Raw genomic sequence first — 19,553 nt, 5'->3', positions numbered from 1 at the left:
GGCTTCGCCGACACCTTCCGGATCCGCTTCCCGCCGGGCCGGGTGTCGCCGAGACGCGCAGGAACTGGATCACCCTGGCGGCACCCCGCACCTCTGCTTCGTCCTCCACGACGAGGGGCGGAACACGGAGGCCAGGGCATCGATGCCGTCCCGCGTGGCCGCGTCGGTGAGCCGCTCGGTCCGGCAACGGGCGCCGAGCCGTCGTAGTCCCAGGTGAGGGTGGTGCGATGGGGCGCCTGTCCGCTCAGGGCCGTGGACTGCTCGGCGAGGACGGGTCGGTCCGCCGCCAGGAGCAGGAAGGCCTGCGGGGAACCTCTCCTGACTCCGCCTCCGCCCCAGCCGTTCGATCGCCGCTGAGCCCTCCTCGGTGCGCTTCTGCAAAGGGCGCGCCTTCCGGCTGCTGCCGGGCTTCGATGAGTTGGGCGGCATCGACCACGGAGCGGAACTCTCCCACGCCTCCGAGCCGAGGGCGTGCCCATAGCGTGCCCTTAAGAGGCTGTCTCACGTGGTGTACGTCTGAGCTGCGGCATCATTGCTCCTTGTGGGTGCTGATCTGTCGCAGCGGCTTTTTCCTGACGGGTTATGGGATCCGGTCGCGCCGTTGCTGCCGTCTTTCACGCCACGCCGCCAGGGCGGTGGTACCGCACCGTTGGACGAACGGGCAGTGTTCACCGCCGTGGTGTATGTGCTGACCAGCGGGTGTGCGTGGCGGCATCTGCCGCCGACGTTCGGGGTCTCGCCGGCCACCGCGCACCGCCGGTTCGCCGCCTGGACGAAGGCGGGCCTGTGGCGTCGGCTGCACCGGGCGGTCCTGGACGAGCTCGCTGCACGCGGCGAGCTCGACTGGACGTCGGTAATCATCGATGCCGCGTCGGTGCGGGCGAAAGGGGGGGGGTCGCTGACCGGGCCGACCCCGGTCGACCGCGGCAAGGCGGGCAGCAAGCTGCACGTGTTGTCCGAGGCTCAGGGCATCCCCCTGGTGGTAGGGGCGTCCGGGGCGAACACCCACGACAGCCTGGCCCTCAAGCCCCTCGTGAAGGGGATACCGGCCGTGCGGTCCCGGCGCGGACCGCGCCGACGGCATCCCGGCAAGCTCCGCGCCGACAAGGCGTACCACTCCGGAGACAGCCTCCTCTGGCTGCGGAAACGCGGCATCGTCGGCAGGATCGCCCGTCCCGGTATCGAGTCCTCCGAACGGCTCGGACGGCACCGCTGGAAGATCGAGAGGTCCATCGCCTGGCTGTTCGGCCGCAGCCGCCCTGACCTGCTACAAAAAGCTGACCAGACTCACCACGTGAGACAGCCTCTAACTTCGATTGGCTCATGCCAAATACCGTATGGGCCGGGTATGACATCGATCATCGTCGGAGCGGCGATCGGGGCACTGTTCTCCAAGGAGCGCTTCGGGGCACCCCGGATCGCCGCCGCCGGGCTGCTGGTGGTCGGGATCGGGCTGATGCTGCACGCCGGCCAGCGGCGCGGGGGAGTGGACCCCGCCGGCGGACCCGTCCGCGTCGCCGCGGGGAACGCTCGCGTCTGGACGACCATGGAGACCGCGCCTGAGCGACCATGCTCAAGGCCCGTACTCACCGCACGGATCAGGAAGTTGACGTCATGACAGACAAGCTCACCGTGAGCGTCCTGGGCACCGGGATCATGGGGGCCGCGATGGCCCGCAACCTCGCGAAGGCCGGGCACACCGTCCGCGTCTGGAACCGCACCCGCGCCAAGGCCGAGCCGCTGGCCGCCGACCGCGCCCACGTCACCGACACCCCCGCCGAGGCCGTCCAGGGCGCCGATGCCGTCCTGACCATGCTGTACGACGGCCACACCGTCCTGGAGGTCATGCGGGAGGCGGCTCCCGCACTGCGCCCCGGCGCGGTCTGGGCGCAGTCGACCACCGCCGGCCTCGACTCGGTCGCCGGCCTGGCCGGCTTTGCCCGCGACCACGGCCTCGTGTTCTACGACGCCCCGGTCCTCGGCACCCGCCAGCCCGCGGAGGCCGGACAGCTGACCGTCCTGGCCGCCGGTCCCGAGGAGGGCCGGGCGGTCGTCACGCCCGTGTTCGACGCGGTCGGCGCCCGTACGGTGTGGACCGGCGACGACGGGGCGGCGGGCAGCGCCACCCGGCTCAAGCTGGTCGCCAACAGCTGGGTCCTCGCGGCCACCGCGGCGACCGGCGAGGTCCTCGCCCTGTCCCAGGCGCTCGGCGTCGACCCGCAGGCCTTCTTCGACCTCATCGAGGGCGGGCCGCTCGACATGGGGTACCTGCGGGCCAAGGCGGCCATGGTGCTGGGCGAGCGGCTCTCCCCGGCCCAGTTCGCGGTGGCCACGGCCGAGAAGGACGCACGGCTGATCGTCCGGGCCGGTGCCGACAACGGCGTCCGTCTCGACGTGGCCGAGGCCGTCGCGGAGCGCTTCGCGCGCGCCGCCGCCCAGGGCCATGCCGACGAGGACATGGCCGCCGCGTACTTCGCCAGCTTCGACGGGAAGCCGGCTTCCTGAGCGGAAGCGGAAGCCCGTCCCAGACGCCCGTTTCCTGACGGAAAGCCAGTTTTCCGGGCCGACGTGACGCCGGGGGCGTCGAGGAGCACCCTGGAAGCAGTGATTCCGGAGGTGGTCCTCATGATGCACACCGCTGTGGGATGGCACGTCGAGCTGGAGTTCAAGGAGGACGATCTGCACACGCGGGCGGCCGCGCTGGTGCGTCTGCCCGACGGCAGTGAGGTACGGGCGCACGGGAGTGCCAGCAGGCACCACACCGACGCCAATCAGCCACGCGTCGGCGAGGAGATAGCCGGCGCGCGGGCGCTCAACGAACTGGCGATGCAGCTGCTGACCAAGGCACACGGAGAGATCGACTCGGCGTCCGGGCGGACCTCGCACCCGATCAACGTGTGACGCGCTCCAGGGCCGTCCGCACCGCCCGCACCAGCGCCTGCGCCCGCGGGTCCGCCGTCACGCTCTTGCGGAAGCCGTTGGTGACATAGCCGAAGGCGATGCCCGACTCGGGATCGGCGAAGGCGAGGGCACCACCGCGGCCCGGGTGGCCGAAGGAGCCGGCGGACAGCAGCGGCGACGCGCTGCCGTGCAGCATGTAGCCGAGGCCGAACCGGGTGCCGACCACGAGCACGCGGTCCGGCCCGGCCGACTGCTCGCCCCGGGCCGACTTGACCGTCCCGGGGTGGAACAGCCGTGTGCCGCCGTCCACCTCCCCGATCAGGGAGGCGTAGAAGCGGGCCAGACCGTCGGCGGTGGCGATGCCGTTGGAGGCGGGGAGGGCGGCCGCGTGGTAGGCGGGCGCGTTCTCGTCGGGGAGCGGGGTGATCGCGGCGAAGGCACGGCGGGTCAGGGACTCCGGGTCGGCGTAGGCCTCGGAGACGGACCGCTTCGGACGGGTCCTCAGCGCGCCGCCCGCCTCGGCGGCCTCGACGGGGCCGACCCGGCCCACGCGGGCGGCCTCGGACTCCGGCAGGCCGAGCCAGAGGTCGGCGCCGGCCGGCCCGGCGATCTCGGTCGCGATGAACTCGCCGACCGGGCGGCCGGTGACGCGCCGCACCAGTTCGCCGGTGAGCCAGCCGTACGTGTGCGCGTGGTACCCGTGGTCGGTGCCCGGCTCCCACACCGGCGCCTGGGCCGCGACGGCCTGTGCGCCGAGGTCGGGGTCCACGGCCTGCTCCGGCGTCAGCGGACGGTCGAGCACGGGGACGCCGGCACGGTGCGCCAGCACATGCCGGACCAGCGTGCTCTCCTTGCCCGCCGCCTTGAACTCCGGCCAGTACTCGCCCACCGGCGCGTCCAGGTCCAGCTCACCGCGCTGGTGCAGAAGCAGCAGCGCGGCGGCGGCGACGCCCTTGGTCGCGGAGCGCACGATCTGCGCGGTGCCGTGCTCCCAGGGGGCCGTACCGTCGACGTCCTTCGTGCCGCCCCACAGGTCGACCACCCGGTGCCCGTCCCGGTACACGGCGACGGCCGCGCCCCGGTCGCCGAGCAGCCCGAAGTTGCGCGCGAACGCCGCCCTGACCGGCTCGAAGCCCTCGGCGACTGTGCCGCTCACGTCCACGTCCACATCCACGCCCACGCCCGGTCCCTCCACTTGCTTGCGCCAGCGAGTGAAACACGGGACTGTGGCCTTGGATTCCTCGGCGGGGTAGCGGATTTGGTTACGGTTTGGTGTCCTAGAGCCCGCAGGCGTCGGGATTCAGCCCAGCACGATCGTCACGTCGATGTTGCCGCGTGTCGCGTTGGAGTACGGGCACACCTCGTGGGCCGCGTCGACCAGCTTGGCCGCCACGTCCGCGTCGAGGACCGGGAGGGAGACGCTGAGGGCTACGGCCAGGCCGTAGCCGCGGTGCTTGTTCGGGCCGATGCCGACCTTCGCGGCGACGGTGGAGCCGGTCAGGTCGTAGCCCGCGCGGTTGCCGACCAGGATCAGCGCGTTGTGGAAGCAGGAGCTGTAGCCGGCGGCGAACAGCTGCTCCGGGTTGGTGCCGTTGCCGTCCCCGCCCAGCTCCGGCGGCATCGCGACCTTCAGCTCGATCTCGCCGTCCTGACTGGTGACGTACCCGTCCCGGCCACCGTGCGCGGTGGCTTCGGCAACGTACATGATCTTCGTCGGGCGGGTGTCAACAGCGGTGCCGTCGGTTGCAGCGGTGCCGTCAGTCATGGTCGGCCTTCCAAGGAACAGGTGTGCGCAAGTACATCGTGCACAAGGTACTGGCCGGTAGGTCAGTTGTCGTCCTCAGGGCACGGTGACCGTGGGTAACGTCCGTCAGTGCCTGGTGGAGGCGTGCTCGGCGCGCTCCGCGAGCCGCCACAGCTCCTCGCGCAGCCGCGCGACCTCGGAAGCACCCAGCCCCGTCGTCGTGAGCAGCGCGCCGGGCACCCGCGCCGCGCGCTCCCGGAGTTCACGCCCGCGCTCGGTGCACGCGACCAGCACCGAGCGCTCGTCCCGCGCCGAGCGCTCACGCCGCACCAGCCCCGCCGCCGCCAGCCGCTTCAGCAGCGGCGACACCGTGCCGTAGTCGAGACGCAGGGCCGCGGCCAGTTCCTTCACCGTGGTCTCGTCGCGCTCCCACAGGACAAGGAGGACGAGGTACTGCGGGTAGGTCAGGCCGAGTTCGTCGAGGAGCGGGCGGTATGCCGCGGTCACGGCGCGCTGGGCCGCGTACAGCGCGAAGCAGAGCTGCTCGTCGAGCAGCAGCGACCCGGCGTCCTCTTGATGCGTCACCCGCCCATTGTCCCGGACGATCCGGGACGGCCGTCATGGAAACGCGTCAGGTCAGCTCGGCGGCGGCCGGAACGGACCTCGGGTCGAAGCCGAAGGGCAGCTCAAGACGGTGGGCGCGCATCAACGCGTCGTCGGACAGGACGTCGCCCGTCGGGCCGTCCGCGGCGATCACGCCGTCGCTCAGGATCAGGGAGCGCGGGCACAGTTCCAGTGCGTAGGGCAGATCGTGCGTGACCATCAGGACCGTGACGTCCAGCGAGCGCAGGATGTCGGCCAGTTCGCGGCGGGAGGCCGGGTCCAGGTTGGAGGACGGCTCGTCGAGGACGAGGATCTCCGGCTCCATCGCGAGGACCGTCGCGACCGCGACCCGGCGGCGCTGGCCGAAGGACAGATGGTGCGGCGGCCGGTCGGCGAAGTCCCGCATGCCGACCCGCTCCAGGGCCGTGCCCACCCGCTCCTCCAGCACGGCCCCCTTCAGCCCGGCCGCGGCCGGACCGAACGCCACGTCCTCCCGCACGGTCGGCATGAAGAGCTGGTCGTCCGGGTCCTGGAAGACGATGCCGACCTTCCGCCTGATCTCGGCCATGTGCTCCCGGCCGACCGGCAGCCCGGCCACGGTCACCGTGCCGGTGCCGCCGCCCAGGATGCCGTTGAGGTGCAGCACCAGGGTCGTCTTGCCGGCGCCGTTCGGGCCGAGCAGCGCGACCCGTTCGCCGCGCCCGATCGAGAAGTCCACGCCGAACAGGGCCTGGTGTCCGTCGGGGTACGCGAAGGCCAGTCCGGCCACTTCCAGTGAAGGTTTCACAGGGTCCATCCCAGCAGGCAGACGACGAGGGCGGCACAGGGGAGGGCGAGGGCGTACGACCACTGCGCCCGGGACGCGGTCACCTCGTCGATGACCGGCATCGAACCGGCGTATCCCCGGCTCACCATGGCCAGATGCACACGCTCGCCGCGCTCGTAGGAGCGGATGAACAGCGCGCCGGCCGACTTGGCGAGCACTCCCCAGTGGCGTACGCCGCGCGCCTCGAAGCCGCGCGACTCCCGGGCGATCCGCATCCGGCGCATCTCGTCGGTGATGACGTCGCCATAGCGGATCATGAAGGACGCGATCTGGACGAGCAGCGACGGGAGTCTGAGGCGCTGCAGACCGAGAAGGAGTTCGCGCAGCTCGGTGGTGGCGGCCAGCAGCACGGAGGCGGCGACGCCCAGCGTGCCCTTGGCGAGCACGTTCCAGGCGCCCCACAGGCCGTTGACGCTCAGCGACAGACCGAGGACGTCCACCCGCGCGCCCTCCGCCACGAACGGCATGAGCACCGCGAAGGCGACGAACGGCACCTCGATGAGCAGCCGCTTGAGCAGGAATCCGGCGGGTACGCGCGCGAGGTACGCCACATACGCGAGCAGCAAGGCGTACAGCCCGAACGCCCACATCGCCTCGCGCGGGGTCGACACCACGACCACCACGAAGGCGAAGGCGGCGGCCAGTTTGGTGTGCGGCGGCAGCGTGTGTACGGGGGAGTGCCCGTGCCGGTAGAGCCTGTGCGCGTGTCCGGCTCCCATGTCAGACGCCCGTGCTCGCGGGTGAGACGTCGCTCGTACGGCGCCTGCGCACCGCCCAGAACACGGTGCTGCCCGCGACGACCGTGACCCCGACGCCGATCACGCCGGCGAGTCCGCCGGAGAGGCGGGCGTCGGAGACGTCCTTCACTCCGTAGCCGGCGAGCGGGGAGTCGGCGGACGCGTGCTTCCCGGCGTTCTGGTCGATGCCCTTGTCGTGCGCGATCTTCTCCAGGCCGTCGGGGTCGGCGGAGGCGTAGAAGCTGACGAACCCGGCGAGCACCAGGGAGGTGACCAGGCCGGTGATCCACAGTGTGCGGTGCGAGCGGGCGGCGGCCGCGACGGGGACCGGCCGGGCGGCGGGCGCGTCGACGAGCTCGCCGTTCACCCTCAGCTTCAGACGCTGCTGGAGTCCGCGGGCGCCGTACACGAGGTCCGGCCGTACGGCGATGACGGCACCGACCGTGAGCGCGGTGATGGCGGCCTCGCCGATGCCGATGAGGACGTGGACGCCGATCATCGCGGTGGCGACCTTGCCGATGGCGACGTCGGTGGTGCCGCCGACCGCGTAGATCAGCGTGAAGGCGACGGCCGCGGCCGGCACGGAGAGGACGGCGGCGACGAAGGAGGCGACGGTCACCGAGCGCCGCTTGCGCGGGAGTACCTTCACCAGGCCGCGGAAGACCGCGTACGACACGACCGTCGTGACGATCGCCATGTCCGTGATGTTGACGCCGAGCGCGGTCAGGCCGCCGTCCGCGAAGAGGATGCCCTGCATGAGCAGGACGACGGAGACACAGAGCACGCCCGTGCAGGGGCCGACGAGTATCGCCGCGAGGGCGCCGCCGAGCAGATGGCCGCTTGTTCCGGCCGCGACGGGGAAGTTGAGCATCTGTACGGCGAAGATGAACGCCGCCACCAGTCCGGCCAGCGGGGCGGTCCGCTCGTCGAGTTCGCGGCGCGCACCGCGCAGGCTCACGGCGAGGGCGCCTGCGGCGACCACTCCGGCGACCGCGGAGGTGGGGGCGTCGATGAATCCGTCAGGTACGTGCACCGTTTGATTCTAGAGGCTTGTTGCGAACCTCTTGCAAGAGCGAGGAGCTGGTTTATGCATATCGCACATCTGAGATGTGCAGGGTTCGATGAGCGCAATATGGGATATATGCGACATTGGAGTGGAGGCGGAGGCATGACTTCCGCCCAGGTGACGCAGCGTGAGAGGGCCGTCTGATGTCCGTAGTCGAGCAGTACGCGCGAGCTCACATAGTCACGGAAGACAACGTGGACGTGCAGGAGGAACCGGCGGTCCCGGTCATCCTGCGCTACGACCCCGATGCGGACCCCCGGGCGGTGCGGGTCGGACTTCCCGGGCCGCACGAGTGGACGTTCTCCAGATCGCTGCTGGAACAGGGGCTGCGGGCGCCGGTCGAGAGCGGGGACGTACGGGTGTGGCCGTGCGGCCGGGTCCAGGCCGTGGTGGAGTTCCACTCACCGGGCGGGGTCGAGGTGGTGCAGTTCGAGTCGAAGACCCTGCTGCGGTTCCTGCGGCGGACGTACATGGCCGCCGAGCCCGTGGCCCATTGAGGGTCCGGCCACCCGGCCGTTGAGGTCCGGCCGCCCGTCGGGGCTCAGCTCCCCATCTTCAGCAGCGCCGCCACGATCGGTCCCGCCGTGTCGCCTCCGTGCCCGCCGGCCTGGACCACACCCGCGGCCGCGAGGTCGCCGCGGTACGCGGTGAACCATCCGTTGGGCTTCTTCTGGCCGTCGACCTCCGCCGAGCCCGTCTTCGCGCCGTAGTCGGGGCCGAGCCCGGACATCGCCTGGGCCGCCGTGCCGTACGCGGCCGTGTACCGCATCAGTTCGCGCAGTTGGGAGAGCGTTCCTGCGGACAGGGTGCGGGTGGCGGTGGCCGTCTTGCGGCGGTCCACGCTCGGGGAGACCAGATAGGGCTGGCGGAAGACGCCCGCCCTGATCGTCGAGGCGACCGACGCCATGTTCAGCGGGTTCATCCGCACCCCGCCCTGCCCGATCAGCGAGGCCGCCATCTGGGCCGCCGACTGCACCGGCACCGAGCCGTCGAAGGTCGGGACGCCGATCGCCCAGTTGTTCATGGACAGACCGAAGACCTGCTGGGCCTGGTTCGTCAGGTCCGCGTTGCCCAGCTTCTTCGCCTGGCTGATGAAGGCCGTGTTGCAGGAGCGCGCGAAGCTCGCCTTGAACGTGCCGCCCTTGATCTCGAAGTCGTCGTCGTTGTGGAAGGTCCAGCCGCCGTACTTCACCGTCTTGGGACAGGGGTGCTCCTTGTCCACGGACGCCAGATGCTTGTCGATCAGCAGCGACGAGGTGATGACCTTCATCGTGGAGCCGGGGGCCAGCGAGCCCTGGAAGGCCGTGTTGAAGCCGTGGCTGGTGTTGGCCACCGCGAGGATCTCCCCGGTCGACGGGCGCATGACCACGACCGAGGCCCGCTTCTGCTTGCTGACCTGCTTCTCGGCGGCCGCCTGGAGGGCCGGGCTCAGCGTCGTCCGCACCGTGCCCGGGGTGCCCTTGCTGAGTTCCACGAGCGTCTTGTCGGAGAGCTTGTGCGCCGTGGACACCTTGCCGCGCGCCACGCGCAGTTCGAGGCCCGCCTTGCCGCCCGCCGTCTTGCCGAACTTCTCGCGCAGCCCGTCGAGCACCGTCCCCAGGGAGGGGTACTTCGCGGCGGTCAGCTCTCCTCCGTCGCGGTCCAGCGCCTTGATGGGCGGGGTGCCGGACTCGCCGGTGACCAGCTTGTCGCCGTCCTTCAGGTCCGGGTGGACGACGGAGGCGTGCCAGTCGACCAGCGGCTTCCCGTCGCGGGCGCGGCGCACGACGGTGAGCGAGCTGTCGTAGGCCAGCGGCTTGCTGATGCCCTTGTAGGTGACCGTGCCCTTGACGGAGAAGGGGACCTTGGCGCCGGTGCGGGTGCCCGCGGTGAGCGTGACGTCCTTGATGCGGGCGTCCTTGGTGTAGCCGGTGAGTTGGGTGGTGGCGGCAGCGGAGTCGTCCGTGGCGGCCGCGGCCAGGTTCACCCTGCCCTGCTGCCAGGCCGTGAGGAAGCGCTCGGCGGTGGTTTGCACCTCGGTCGCGGACAGCGGGCCGGTCTTGACCGTTTTGTGGTCGCCGGTGGCGCCGGCCTGCCCCTCGGCCGCCGCGCCGCCGTAGAGCAGATAGACGCCGAGGCCCGCGCCGCCGACGACCGCGGCGATCATTCCGCCGACGACCGCGGGTCTGGTACTCCGTCGCTCGACGACGCGCCTTCTCTTGCCCACTGCCTCAGTTCCTCCGCGAATTCCCCAGGGTCCCCGACGCCCTCGTAGCCCTCACACTCCTCAACGACAGCACCCACCCTAGAGTCCCTTCCTGTACGGGTGACTTCAGCCTCCCGTCCGTAGCACAGCTGCGACAATCGGCCCGGCCGCGTCGATGCCGTGGCCGCCGTCCTGGGTCATGGCCGCGGCCGCGATGTCATTGCGGTAACCGGTGAACCAGCTGTTGGACTTCGCCTGCCCGTCGACCTCCGCGGAGCCGGTCTTCGCGCCGATGCTGCCGCTCAGGCCGCGCATCACACCGGCCGCGGTGCCGCTGACCGCGGTGCGGTTCATCATCGAGCGCAGCTGCTGGACCGTGCCGGCCGTGAGGCCCCGGGCGGTGGCCAGATCGCGGCCGTCCAGCTTCTGCGACACGATCACCGGCTGCCGGAAGGTGCCCGTCATCGCGGTCGCCGTCACCGAGGCCAGGTTCAGCGGGCTCAGCTGCACCTGGCCCTGGCCGATCATGTTGGCCGCCGTGTCCGGGCCGCCGGAGGCGGGGACACGGCCTTCGAAGGAGGGTATGCCGACCTTCCAGTTGCCCTGCCCGAGCCCGAAGCGCTCCTCGGCCTCCTTGGTGAGGGAGTCGACCTTCACCTCGTCCGCGTACTTCACGAACGCGGTGTTGCAGGAGCGGGCGAAGCTGTCGGAGAGCGTGGCGTGCTCGTCCGGGGCCAGGCCCTTGAGGTTGCTGAAGGTCTGGCTCTGCCAGGTGGCGGTCGGCGGGCAGGGCGCCGGTCCGGTCGCCTTCGTGATCCCGTTGTCGATGAGCGTCGCCGCGCTGACGATCTTCATCGTGGAGCCGGGCGCCAGCGTGCCGAGGAACGCCGCGTTGAACCCGTCGTCACGGTGGTTGGCGACCGCCAGCACCTCACCGGTGCTGGGCTTCACGGCCACCACCGAGGACTCGGCGTACTTCGTCACCGCCTTCTCGGCCGCCGCCTGCGCGCTCGCGCTCAGTGTCGTCGGCAGCCGGCCCGCCCTGCCCTTGGCCAGGGTCAGCAGGGTCGTGTCGGCGGCCCCCTCGGCCTGGTGCCGGATGGCCAGCTCGACGCCGGGTGTGCCGCCCGCCTTCTCGCCGTAGCGGCTGCGCAGCTCGTCCAGGATCGGACCCAGGGACGGGTACTTCTCCTTCGTCAGGACCTTGCCGTCGCGGTCCACGGCCTCGATGGCCGGGCTCGCCGAATCGCCGGTGACCAGCGTGTCGCCCGTCTGCAGCCGTGGATGGACGACGGACGGCTGCCAGTCGACGAGCGCCCGGTGCGTCGTCTCGCCGCGCACCACGGTCAACTCGCTCTTGTAGTCGAGCGGCTTGGACTTCCCGTCGTACGACACCGTCGCCCGGACCGTGAAGGGCACGGTCGCGCCGGTCGCCCTCCCGGGCGTGATGCTCACCTTGGTGATGTGCGCGTCCTCGCCGTAGGCCGTCAGCAGCACACCCGCGGCCTCGGCGTTGTTCGTGAACGACGCGGCCGTCGCCGCCTGCCCCTTCTCCCAGGCCGCGAAGAACTTCCGCGTGGTGTCCCGCACCTCGTCACCACTGGGCGGCCCGGTCCTCACCGACGCCGAGCCCCCGCCCGCTGTTCCGTCCCCGCCGAGCGCGGACAGAACGTTGTACGCCCCGTACCCGGCCCCACCCACCAGCGCGGCGAACACTCCGCCCACGATGGTGACCTTGACCCCCTTGCGCATGCCGAAGTCCCCTCCCCCGTCCCCCGTTTCAGTCCTCGAACTGTAGGTGGCACAAGAGGGAACTGTGAGGATTGTTTTCGGATGTTGTCCGAACGGAGATCAGAAGCGTGACTCAGACCCAGGTATCCAGCCACATACGTGAACGCCAGGAGTCGATGGGGAGGGCTGTGCCGGTGTAAAGCGGCCAGAAGTAGATGAAGTTCCAGGCGATCAGCAGGACCAGGACGCCCGCGCCCGCCGAGCCGATCACGCGGCGGGTGTCCGTGGAGCCGGGAGGGCCGATGATCGCGCCGATCAGCATGGCCACCGCCAGGCACAGGAACGGGACGAACACGACCGCGTAGAAGAGGAAGATCGTGCGCTCCTGGTACATGAACCAGGGGAGGTAACCGGCCGCGATGCCACAGGCGATGGCGCCCGCGCGCCAGTCGCGGCGGAAGGCCCAGCGCCACAGGACGAAGAGGATCGCGAAGCAGGCCGCCCACCACAGCACCGGCGTGCCGATGGCGAGGACCTCACGGGCGCACTTCTGGCCCGCGTCCGCCGGGCAGCCGTCCGCGCCGGGCGAGGGGGACTCGTAGAAGTACGAGACCGGGCGGCCCAGCACGATCCAGCTCCACGGGTTCGACTGGTACGTGTGCGGGGACGACAGGCCGACGTGGAACTCGTACACCTCGTGCTCGTAGTGCCACAGGCTGCGCAGCCAGTCGGGCAGGAAGGTCCAGCTGCCGCCCTTGCCGTCGGTGGCCGCCCAGTTGCGGAAGTAGCCGCCGGTGCCGTCGGTCGGGGAGAGGATCCAGCCGATCCAGGAGAACAGGTACACGGCGACGGCCACCGGGACCGTGGCCAGGAACGTGATGCCCGTGTCGTGCTTGAGGACCGCCACGTACGGGTGCCAGGCACCGGCCACCTTGCGGGCGCCGACGTCCCACAGCAGCGCCATCACACAGAACGCGGCCAGGATGTAGAGGCCGTTCCACTTCGTGCCGATGGCCAGGCCGAGCAGCAGGCCCGCCGCCCAGCGCCAGGGCCGCCACCCCAGACGGAGACTGTCACCGACGTGCGGGTCCGGGCGGACCCGGCCGTCCGCGTCCATGGGCAGCGCGGCCGCGAGTTTCTCCCGCGACTTGTCCCGGTCGATGACGAGGCAGCCGAAGGCCGCGAGCACGAAGAACATCAGCACACCGTCGAGCAGCGAGGTACGGCTCATCACGAAGTGCAGCCCGTCCACCGCCATCAGCGCGCCGGCCAGACAGCCGAGGAACGTCGAGCGGAAGACACGGCGCCCGATCCGGCACAGCAGCAGCACGCTCAGCGTGCCCAGCAGCGCCGTCATGAACCGCCAGCCGAACGGGTCGAACCCGAAGAGCAGCTCGCCGAGTCCGATGACGTACTTGCCGACCGGCGGGTGCACCACGTACGCCGCGTCCGACGGGATGCCGACGTGCCCCGCCTTCTGCAGGATCAGATCGTTGGCGTTCTTGTCCCAGTTGACCTCGAAGCCGCGGTGGACGAGCGCCCAGGCGTCCTTGGCGTAGTACGTCTCGTCGAATATCACCGCCTTCGGGCTGCCCAGGTGCCAGAACCGCATCAGGCCCGCCATCAGCGTCACCAGCAGCGGACCGCCCCAGCCCGACCAGCGGCCGATCCGCTCGGCCGGCGTCCGCGGCACGCCCAGCACCAGCCACAGCCGCGGGCTGGGCGCCGCGTACGGCGGCACCAGCCGGTCGAGGACATCGCCGTCGCTTCTGTGCCCCGCCGTGTAGCCGAAACGGCGCAGCCGCTGCTGCCACGACGGCCGCTGGTCGTGCGGTGCCTGGCCCTGCCGGGTGTCCGTGGAGGACGCGGTACTGGTCACCGCGCCATCGTAGGGAAACGTTCTGTGTGAGTCCCGCGCATGCGCCTCACCGGTTGGTGTGCGTTGCGCCTCCCAGGGCCCTGGGAGGATGGGGAGCGTGACTGGAACCCTTGTTTTGGCGGGCACCCCCATCGGCGACATCGCGGACGCGCCGCCCCGGCTCGCTCAGGAGCTCGCCGGCGCGGACGTCGTCGCCGCCGAGGACACCCGGCGGCTGCGCCGGCTCACCCAGGCGCTGGGCGTGACGCCCAAGGGCCGCGTGGTGTCCTACTTCGAGGGCAACGAGTCGGCCCGCACGCCCGAGCTGGTCGAGGAACTGCTCGGCGGGGCGCGTGTGCTCCTCGTCACGGACGCCGGCATGCCGTCGGTCTCCGACCCCGGCTACCGCCTGGTCGCCGCGGCCGTCGAGAAGGACATCCACGTCACCGCGGTGCCCGGACCGTCCGCCGTGCTCACCGCCCTCGCGCTGTCCGGGCTGCCCGTCGACCGGTTCTGCTTCGAGGGGTTCCTGCCGCGCAAGGCGGGCGAACGGCTCTCCCGGCTGCGCGAGGTCGCCCAGGAGCGCCGCACCCTCGTCTACTTCGAGGCCCCGCACCGCCTCGACGACACCCTCGCCGCGATGACCGAGGTGTTCGGCGCCGAGCGGCGCGCCGCGGTGTGCCGGGAGCTGACCAAGACGTACGAGGAGGTACGGCGCGGACCGCTCGCCGAGCTGGCCGCCTGGGCCGCGGAGGGTGTGCGCGGCGAGATCACCGTCGTCGTCGAGGGCGCCCCCGAGCGCGGCCCCGAGGAGCTCGACGCCGAGGAACTGGTGCGCCGGGTGCGGGTGCGTGAGGAGGCGGGGGAGCGGCGCAAGGAGGCGATCGCCGCGGTGGCCGCGGAGGCGGGACTGCCCAAGCGGGAGGTGTTCGACGCGGTGGTCGCGGCGAAGAACGCGCCGCCGTCGTGAGGGGGCTCACGTCGGGCTCACATCCCCTCTGAGCAGGCTGCTTCTCCCATGAGCGCGCGCCCCATGGGTGGGCAAAGGGCAGTTGCGGAAGGCAAAGCCCGCACCCGGTACCCGGGGCCGGTATGGCAAGGAAAGTCCAAATCGCCTCCAACACTCGACAGGCCGGGTGCGTTCGCGTCGGTGAAGGCGTCCACTTGGTCGAAGGGACGCACCCGTCCCTTTGTCCAGCGGACCCGAGGAGCTGGCATGAGTGAGATCGCAGGGCAGACCGGCCTCCGCGGTACGGCGAGCGCAGTCGTTCACGAGTCGTATTCCTTCGCCTGCATGCGATGCGGGCACGGCTGGGAGCAGTCGTACGCGATAGAGCACCACACGGACGCCGATGGCCACGAGTTCGTCACGTACGTGGCGAACGGCACGGTCGTTCCGTCCCCGCTGAGCCGGCCCAGCTGCCAGAACTGCGACGGCCACGTCGTACGGATCATGCGGCCGGGGCAGGTCTCGTCGGTGCGCAGCGCGGCGCAGCGGCACCCGCACGGGACGCCGCCCGAGGCCGAGGCCGAGACGCCCGCGCAGGCCGAGGAGCAGCACCACTGGCATCTGTCCGATCTCCTGCATCCGTTCCAGCGCAGGGCGAGCTGAACCCCTCGCCCGGCCGACGGGGCATGCCCCTTTCGTAGGATCGGGGCATGCCTTCGAACGCCGACAAGAACGCGGCGCCGCCGCTCCCGGAGCCCCTCCGGGTGCCCGTCGCCGACTCCCACACCCACCTCGACATGCAGTCCGGCACCGTCGAGGAAGGCCTTGCCAAGGCCGCGTCGGTGGGAGTGACGACGGTCATCCAGGTCGGCTGCGACATCAAGGGCTCGCAGTGGGCCGCCCGGACGGCGGCGGCGTACGACAGCGTCCACGCGACCGTCGCCCTGCACCCCAACGAGGCCCCGCGCATCGTCCACGGCGACCCCGACGGCTGGTCGCGGCAGGGCGCACGCGAGCCGGGCGGCGACGCGGCGCTGGACGAGGCGCTCGCCGAGATCGACCGGCTGGCCGCTCTGCCCCAGGTCAAGGGCGTCGGCGAGACGGGCCTGGACCACTTCCGCACCGGGCCCGAGGGCAAGGCGGCCCAGGAGCGGTCCTTCCGCGCCCACATCGAGATCGCCAAGCGGCACGGCAAGGCACTGGTCATCCACGACCGCGACGCCCACGCCGACGTCCTGCGCGTCCTCAAGGAGGAGGGCGCCCCCGAGCGCACCGTCTTCCACTGCTACTCGGGCGACGCCGAGATGGCCGAGGTGTGCGCACGCGAGGGCTACTACATGTCCTTCGCCGGGAACGTCACCTTCAAGAACGCCCAGAACCTGCGCGACGCCCTCGTCGTCGCCCCGCTGGAACTGGTCCTCGTGGAGACCGACGCGCCCTTCCTGACCCCGGCGCCCTACCGCGGACGGCCCAACGCCCCCTATCTCGTTCCGGTCACCGTGCGCGCGATGGCCGCCGTGCGCGGCATCGACGAAGACGCGCTGGCGACCGCCCTGGGGGCGAACGCGGCCCGCGCCTTCGGCTACTGATCGCACGTTCGGTGGGCAACAGTCCGTAATCGCGCGACTTTGGAGAGCGACGCCCGCTCCGCTAGGTTCTGGGGGCCCGATCCGGACCCCTCTGGCTCCCTGGAGCGTGCGTGAGCAAGTCGCAGTACGAGACGTACGGCCCCGACCCCTTGGTGCACACCGCGGAGACCCTGCCCTACGGGATGTACGAGGCCCCTCCGTACGAGGACACCTACCGGCCCTCCTACGACCGGCAGGTGCTGCCCCGCCAGACGCACGGGCGAGCCGCGCGGCGGCGCCGGGCACGCTCCGCCGCACGGTCGGAGTCCACCGTGCGCCGACTGGTGCCGCAGGCGTTGGTCGTCGCGTTCCTCGCCGGCGGCACCACCGCGTTCGTCGCCAAGGACAAGGCGGTCGAGCTCACCGTCGACGGGAAGCCGCGCACGCTGCACACCTTCGCCGACGACGTGACCGAACTGCTCGCCCGGGAGGGCGTGCGCGTCGGGGCGTACGACCTGGTCGTGCCCGCTCCCGGCACGGCGCTCACCAGCGGCGACGAGGTCGAGGTGCACTACGGGCGCCCCCTGCGGCTCACCCTGGACGGTCAGCGGCGCGAGGTGTGGACGACGGCGCGCACGGTGGACGAGGTGCTCGCCCAGCTGGGCGTGCGTGCCGAGGGCGCCTACCTCTCGGCCTCGCGCTCCCGGCCCATCGGACGCGCCGGGCTCACGCTCGACGTACGCACCGAGCGCGCCGTCACGATCATGGCGGACGGCCGGGCCCGCGTCATCCGCACCAACGCGGCGACCGTCCGCGAGGCCGTCGAGGAGGCCGGGGTCACCCTGCACGGCGAGGACACCACGTCCGTCCCGCCCGAGAGCTTCCCGCGGGACGGGCAGACGGTGACCGTGCTGCGGGTGAGCGGCACCCAGGAGGTCCGGGAGGAGGCGATCCCGTTCGACGTGACGCGAACCGCCGACCCCGCGCTGTTCCGGGGCACGGAGGTCGTCGAGCGGGCCGGGCAGCCGGGGCTGCGGCGGGTCGCCTACCTCGTGCGGACCGTCAACGGGGTCCGGCAGAAGCCGCGCCTGGAGCAGTCCGAGGTCGTGCGGGAGCCGCGCACCCAGGTCGTGAAGGTGGGTTCGAGGCCGCATCCGCCGTCCGTGCAGGACGCCGACGACCTGGACTGGGACGGCCTCGCGGACTGCGAGTCCGGCGGCCGGCCGCACGCGGTGGACCCGTCGGGGACCTACGGCGGCCTCTACCAGTTCGACTCCCGCACCTGGCACAGCCTCGGCGGCAAGGGGCGCCCGCAGGACGCGTCGGAGGACGAGCAGACGTTCCGGGCGAAGAAGCTGTACGTGCAGCGGGGCACCAGCCCCTGGCCGCACTGCGGCTCCCGGCTGCACGGCTAGGGGGTGTCGTTCGGACCATCCCGGTGTCGCGGGGTCTGGCACGCACTCCCCCAAGCTCTTCGAACAGGGGGAACCCCCATGACCCCGCTCGGGGTCGGCCAGTCCGCGTCACGGCCGACCTGATCCGAACGACACCCCCTGGCCGTGGCCCGGGGCACCCTGGTGATCCCGGCGGCCGCACCCCCGTACCCTTGTCCCGTGAGCAGCCCCACCCCAGACGCCCTCCTCGGCCCCGCCGACATCCGTGAGCTCGCGGCAGCGCTGGGCGTGCGTCCCACCAAGCAGCGCGGCCAGAACTTCGTGATCGACGCGAACACCGTCCGCCGGATCGTCCGCACCGCCGAGGTCCGCCCCGACGACGTGGTCGTCGAGGTCGGCCCGGGGCTCGGCTCCCTCACCCTCGCGCTGCTGGAGGTCGCCGACCACGTCACCGCCGTCGAGATCGACGACGTCCTGGCCGGCGCGCTGCCCTCGACGATCGCGGCGCGCATGCCGGAGCGCGCGGACCGGTTCGCGCTGGTCCACTCCGACGCGATGCACGTCGCCGAGCTGCCCGGCCCCGCCCCCACGGCCCTCGTCGCGAACTTGCCCTACAACGTGGCCGTTCCGGTGCTGCTGCACATGCTCGACACCTTCCCCGGCATCGAGCGGACGCTGGTGATGGTGCAGTCCGAGGTCGCCGACCGGCTCGCCGCCGGGCCCGGCTCGAAGGTGTACGGCGTGCCCTCCGTCAAGGCCAACTGGTACGCCGAGGTGAAGCGGGCCGGGGCCATCGGCCGCAATGTCTTCTGGCCCGCGCCGAACGTCGACAGCGGGCTCGTCTCCCTCGTCCGGCGGACAGAGCCGATCAAGACGACCGCCTCCAAGCGCGAGGTCTTCGCGGTCGTCGACGCGGCGTTCGCACAACGGCGCAAGACCCTGCGGGCCGCGCTCGCCGGCTGGGCGGGTTCCGCCGCGGCCGCCGAGGCCGCCCTCGTCGCCGCCGGCATCTCGCCGCAGGCGCGCGGGGAGTCGCTGACGGTCGAGGAGTTCGCGCGGATCGCCGAGCACAAGGACGCGTACGAGGGGACGGGCAAGTGAGCGTCACGGTCAGGGTTCCGGCCAAGGTCAACGTCCAGCTCGCCGTGGGCGCTGCCCGGCCGGACGGGTTCCACGACCTCGCCAACGTCTTCCTCGCCGTCGGCCTGTACGACGAGGTCACAGTCACCCCGGCACAAGAGCTGCGCGTCACCTGCGAGGGACCGGACGCGGACCAGGTCCCCCTGGACCGCACCAACCTCGCGGCGCGCGCGGCGATCGCGCTCGCCGGGCGCCGTGGCATCGACCCGGCCGTGCACATCCACATCACCAAGGACATCCCGGTCGCCGGCGGCATGGCGGGCGGCAGCGCGGACGGCGCGGGCGCGCTGCTCTCCTGCAACGCGCTGTGGGGGTCGGGTGCCTCCCGCGCCGAACTCCTCGCCATCTGCGCCGAGTTGGGCAGCGACGTGCCCTTCGGTCTGGTGGGCGGGGCGGCGCTGGGCACCGGGCGCGGGGAGCAACTGACGGCCCTCGACGTCGGCGGGACCTTCCACTGGGTGTTCGCGATGGCGGACCGCGGGCTGTCGACCCCGGCGGTGTTCCGTGAGTTCGACCGGCTGGCGGAGGGCCGGGACATCCCGGAGCCGGTCGCCTCGCCGGAGCTGCTGGAAGCACTGGCGAAGGGCGACCCCGAGGCGCTGGCGGCGGCCGTCTCCAACGACCTCCAGCCGGCCGCGCTCTCCCTCTTCCCGGAGCTGGCCGACACGCTGGAGGCAGGACGCGGGGCCGGTGCGCTTGCCGCGCTGGTCTCCGGCTCGGGGCCGACGACCGCGTTCCTCACGCGCGATGCCGAGTCGGTGGAGAAGGTCGCGCAGGCGCTGCGGACGTCAGGGACGTGCAGGTCGGTACGGGTGGCTGCGGGGCCTGCGGCGGGGGCGTCGGTGCTCTGA

18 protein-coding genes and 1 pseudogene are annotated in these 19,553 nt (G+C 71.6%); 10 read left to right on the top strand and 9 right to left on the bottom strand.

The window, feature by feature from the left end:
- Nucleotides 1–541: 541 nt before the first annotated feature.
- From ACZ4EG_RS30910 to ACZ4EG_RS30900, 3 genes and pseudogenes are all read left to right on the top strand, one after another.
- A pseudogene (locus tag ACZ4EG_RS30910) lies at nt 542–1,471 on the top strand (IS5 family transposase); the annotation flags it as partial.
- A 143-nt stretch (nt 1,472–1,614) separates the two neighbouring features.
- Nucleotides 1,615–2,505 (top strand): NAD(P)-dependent oxidoreductase, encoded by an 891-nt coding sequence (locus ACZ4EG_RS30905; RefSeq protein WP_467792880.1) that lies wholly within the window; start codon nt 1,615–1,617, stop codon nt 2,503–2,505.
- 120 nt (nt 2,506–2,625) lie between these two features.
- Complete coding sequence (locus ACZ4EG_RS30900; RefSeq protein ID WP_390709864.1) at nt 2,626–2,901, top strand: DUF1876 domain-containing protein; 276 nt, start codon at nt 2,626–2,628, stop codon at nt 2,899–2,901.
- Here ACZ4EG_RS30900 and ACZ4EG_RS30895 read toward each other — a convergent pair.
- From ACZ4EG_RS30895 to ACZ4EG_RS30870, 6 genes are all read right to left on the bottom strand, one after another.
- Nucleotides 2,891–4,063 carry a serine hydrolase domain-containing protein gene (locus tag ACZ4EG_RS30895; RefSeq protein ID WP_467793071.1) on the bottom strand — a complete coding sequence of 391 codons (1,173 nt, stop codon included), beginning with the start codon at nt 4,061–4,063 and terminating at the stop codon, nt 2,891–2,893. The two genes, ACZ4EG_RS30900 and ACZ4EG_RS30895, sit on opposite strands and share 11 nt — an antisense overlap.
- Before the next feature lie 138 nt (nt 4,064–4,201).
- Nucleotides 4,202–4,666: an organic hydroperoxide resistance protein gene (locus tag ACZ4EG_RS30890; RefSeq protein WP_453555226.1), complete on the bottom strand. Its 465-nt coding sequence runs from the start codon at nt 4,664–4,666 to the stop codon at nt 4,202–4,204.
- Between the two features lie 105 nt (nt 4,667–4,771).
- Nucleotides 4,772–5,230 (bottom strand): MarR family winged helix-turn-helix transcriptional regulator, encoded by a 459-nt coding sequence (locus ACZ4EG_RS30885; protein WP_453555224.1) that lies wholly within the window; start codon nt 5,228–5,230, stop codon nt 4,772–4,774.
- A 46-nt stretch (nt 5,231–5,276) separates the two neighbouring features.
- Nucleotides 5,277–6,044 (bottom strand): energy-coupling factor ABC transporter ATP-binding protein, encoded by a 768-nt coding sequence (locus tag ACZ4EG_RS30880; RefSeq protein ID WP_453555222.1) that lies wholly within the window; start codon nt 6,042–6,044, stop codon nt 5,277–5,279.
- Nucleotides 6,032–6,793 carry a cobalt ECF transporter T component CbiQ gene (gene cbiQ / locus ACZ4EG_RS30875; RefSeq protein ID WP_453555220.1) on the bottom strand — a complete coding sequence of 254 codons (762 nt, stop codon included), beginning with the start codon at nt 6,791–6,793 and terminating at the stop codon, nt 6,032–6,034. Before cbiQ ends, ACZ4EG_RS30880 begins: the two co-directional genes overlap by 13 nt.
- A 1-nt stretch (nt 6,794) precedes the next feature.
- The gene (locus ACZ4EG_RS30870) at nt 6,795–7,844 is read right to left on the bottom strand and encodes an energy-coupling factor ABC transporter permease (protein ID WP_467792879.1); all 1,050 of its coding nucleotides are present in this window, start codon (nt 7,842–7,844) and stop codon (nt 6,795–6,797) included.
- 176 nt (nt 7,845–8,020) lie between these two features.
- Between ACZ4EG_RS30870 and ACZ4EG_RS30865 the strand changes: the two genes are divergently transcribed.
- Entirely contained in the window at nt 8,021–8,374 is a 354-nt protein-coding gene (locus tag ACZ4EG_RS30865; protein ID WP_363302207.1) for an SsgA family sporulation/cell division regulator, read from the top strand.
- Nucleotides 8,375–8,418: 44 nt separating this feature from the next.
- On the opposite strand, the gene ACZ4EG_RS30860 is transcribed toward ACZ4EG_RS30865, so the two are convergent.
- The 3 genes from ACZ4EG_RS30860 to ACZ4EG_RS30850 form a co-directional block, all read right to left on the bottom strand.
- Entirely contained in the window at nt 8,419–10,083 is a 1,665-nt protein-coding gene (locus ACZ4EG_RS30860; RefSeq protein WP_467792878.1) for a penicillin-binding transpeptidase domain-containing protein, read from the bottom strand.
- A 105-nt stretch (nt 10,084–10,188) separates the two neighbouring features.
- Nucleotides 10,189–11,814 carry a penicillin-binding transpeptidase domain-containing protein gene (locus ACZ4EG_RS30855; RefSeq protein ID WP_467792877.1) on the bottom strand — a complete coding sequence of 542 codons (1,626 nt, stop codon included), beginning with the start codon at nt 11,812–11,814 and terminating at the stop codon, nt 10,189–10,191.
- Nucleotides 11,815–11,926: 112 nt separating this feature from the next.
- A complete protein-coding gene (locus ACZ4EG_RS30850) occupies nt 11,927–13,672 on the bottom strand; it encodes a dolichyl-phosphate-mannose--protein mannosyltransferase (protein WP_467792876.1) in 1,746 nt (581 codons plus the stop codon).
- A gap of 97 nt (nt 13,673–13,769) precedes the next feature.
- Here ACZ4EG_RS30850 and rsmI point away from each other — a divergent pair, with 97 nt between their 5' ends.
- The 6 genes from rsmI to ACZ4EG_RS30820 all read left to right on the top strand — a co-directional run bounded on the left by rsmI (nt 13,770) and on the right by ACZ4EG_RS30820 (nt 19,553).
- On the top strand, nt 13,770–14,621 hold the full coding sequence (gene rsmI / locus ACZ4EG_RS30845) for a 16S rRNA (cytidine(1402)-2'-O)-methyltransferase (protein WP_467792875.1): 852 nt from the start codon (nt 13,770–13,772) through the stop codon (nt 14,619–14,621).
- A gap of 246 nt (nt 14,622–14,867) precedes the next feature.
- On the top strand, nt 14,868–15,263 hold the full coding sequence (locus ACZ4EG_RS30840) for a hypothetical protein (protein WP_467792874.1): 396 nt from the start codon (nt 14,868–14,870) through the stop codon (nt 15,261–15,263).
- Nucleotides 15,264–15,310: 47 nt separating this feature from the next.
- The gene (locus ACZ4EG_RS30835; RefSeq protein ID WP_467792873.1) at nt 15,311–16,189 is read left to right on the top strand and encodes a TatD family hydrolase; all 879 of its coding nucleotides are present in this window, start codon (nt 15,311–15,313) and stop codon (nt 16,187–16,189) included.
- Between the two features lie 110 nt (nt 16,190–16,299).
- Nucleotides 16,300–17,583 carry a ubiquitin-like domain-containing protein gene (locus ACZ4EG_RS30830; protein WP_453555204.1) on the top strand — a complete coding sequence of 428 codons (1,284 nt, stop codon included), beginning with the start codon at nt 16,300–16,302 and terminating at the stop codon, nt 17,581–17,583.
- Between the two features lie 198 nt (nt 17,584–17,781).
- A complete protein-coding gene (gene rsmA / locus ACZ4EG_RS30825; RefSeq protein WP_467792872.1) occupies nt 17,782–18,663 on the top strand; it encodes a 16S rRNA (adenine(1518)-N(6)/adenine(1519)-N(6))-dimethyltransferase RsmA in 882 nt (293 codons plus the stop codon).
- The gene (locus ACZ4EG_RS30820) at nt 18,660–19,553 is read left to right on the top strand and encodes a 4-(cytidine 5'-diphospho)-2-C-methyl-D-erythritol kinase (RefSeq protein WP_467792871.1); all 894 of its coding nucleotides are present in this window, start codon (nt 18,660–18,662) and stop codon (nt 19,551–19,553) included. The genes rsmA and ACZ4EG_RS30820 overlap by 4 nt, the downstream gene beginning before the upstream one ends.

This window comes from Streptomyces sp. NPDC025638 (assembly GCF_055558775.1).
This window is presented reverse-complemented; position numbering and strand designations above follow the sequence as displayed.

Excerpts from the sequence above, each read along its gene's own strand:
- ACZ4EG_RS30905 (WP_467792880.1), top strand. The coding sequence starts at position 1,615 with ATGACAGACAAGCTCACCGTGAGCGTCCTGGGCACCGGGATCATGGGG.
- ACZ4EG_RS30900 (WP_390709864.1), top strand. The coding sequence starts at position 2,626 with ATGATGCACACCGCTGTGGGATGGCACGTCGAGCTGGAGTTCAAGGAG.
- ACZ4EG_RS30890 (WP_453555226.1), bottom strand. The coding sequence starts at position 4,666 with ATGACTGACGGCACCGCTGCAACCGACGGCACCGCTGTTGACACCCGC.
- ACZ4EG_RS30880 (WP_453555222.1), bottom strand. The coding sequence starts at position 6,044 with ATGGACCCTGTGAAACCTTCACTGGAAGTGGCCGGACTGGCCTTCGCG.
- cbiQ (WP_453555220.1), bottom strand. The coding sequence starts at position 6,793 with ATGGGAGCCGGACACGCGCACAGGCTCTACCGGCACGGGCACTCCCCC.
- ACZ4EG_RS30865 (WP_363302207.1), top strand. The coding sequence starts at position 8,021 with ATGTCCGTAGTCGAGCAGTACGCGCGAGCTCACATAGTCACGGAAGAC.
- ACZ4EG_RS30855 (WP_467792877.1), bottom strand. The coding sequence starts at position 11,814 with ATGCGCAAGGGGGTCAAGGTCACCATCGTGGGCGGAGTGTTCGCCGCG.
- ACZ4EG_RS30840 (WP_467792874.1), top strand. The coding sequence starts at position 14,868 with ATGAGTGAGATCGCAGGGCAGACCGGCCTCCGCGGTACGGCGAGCGCA.
- ACZ4EG_RS30835 (WP_467792873.1), top strand. The coding sequence starts at position 15,311 with ATGCCTTCGAACGCCGACAAGAACGCGGCGCCGCCGCTCCCGGAGCCC.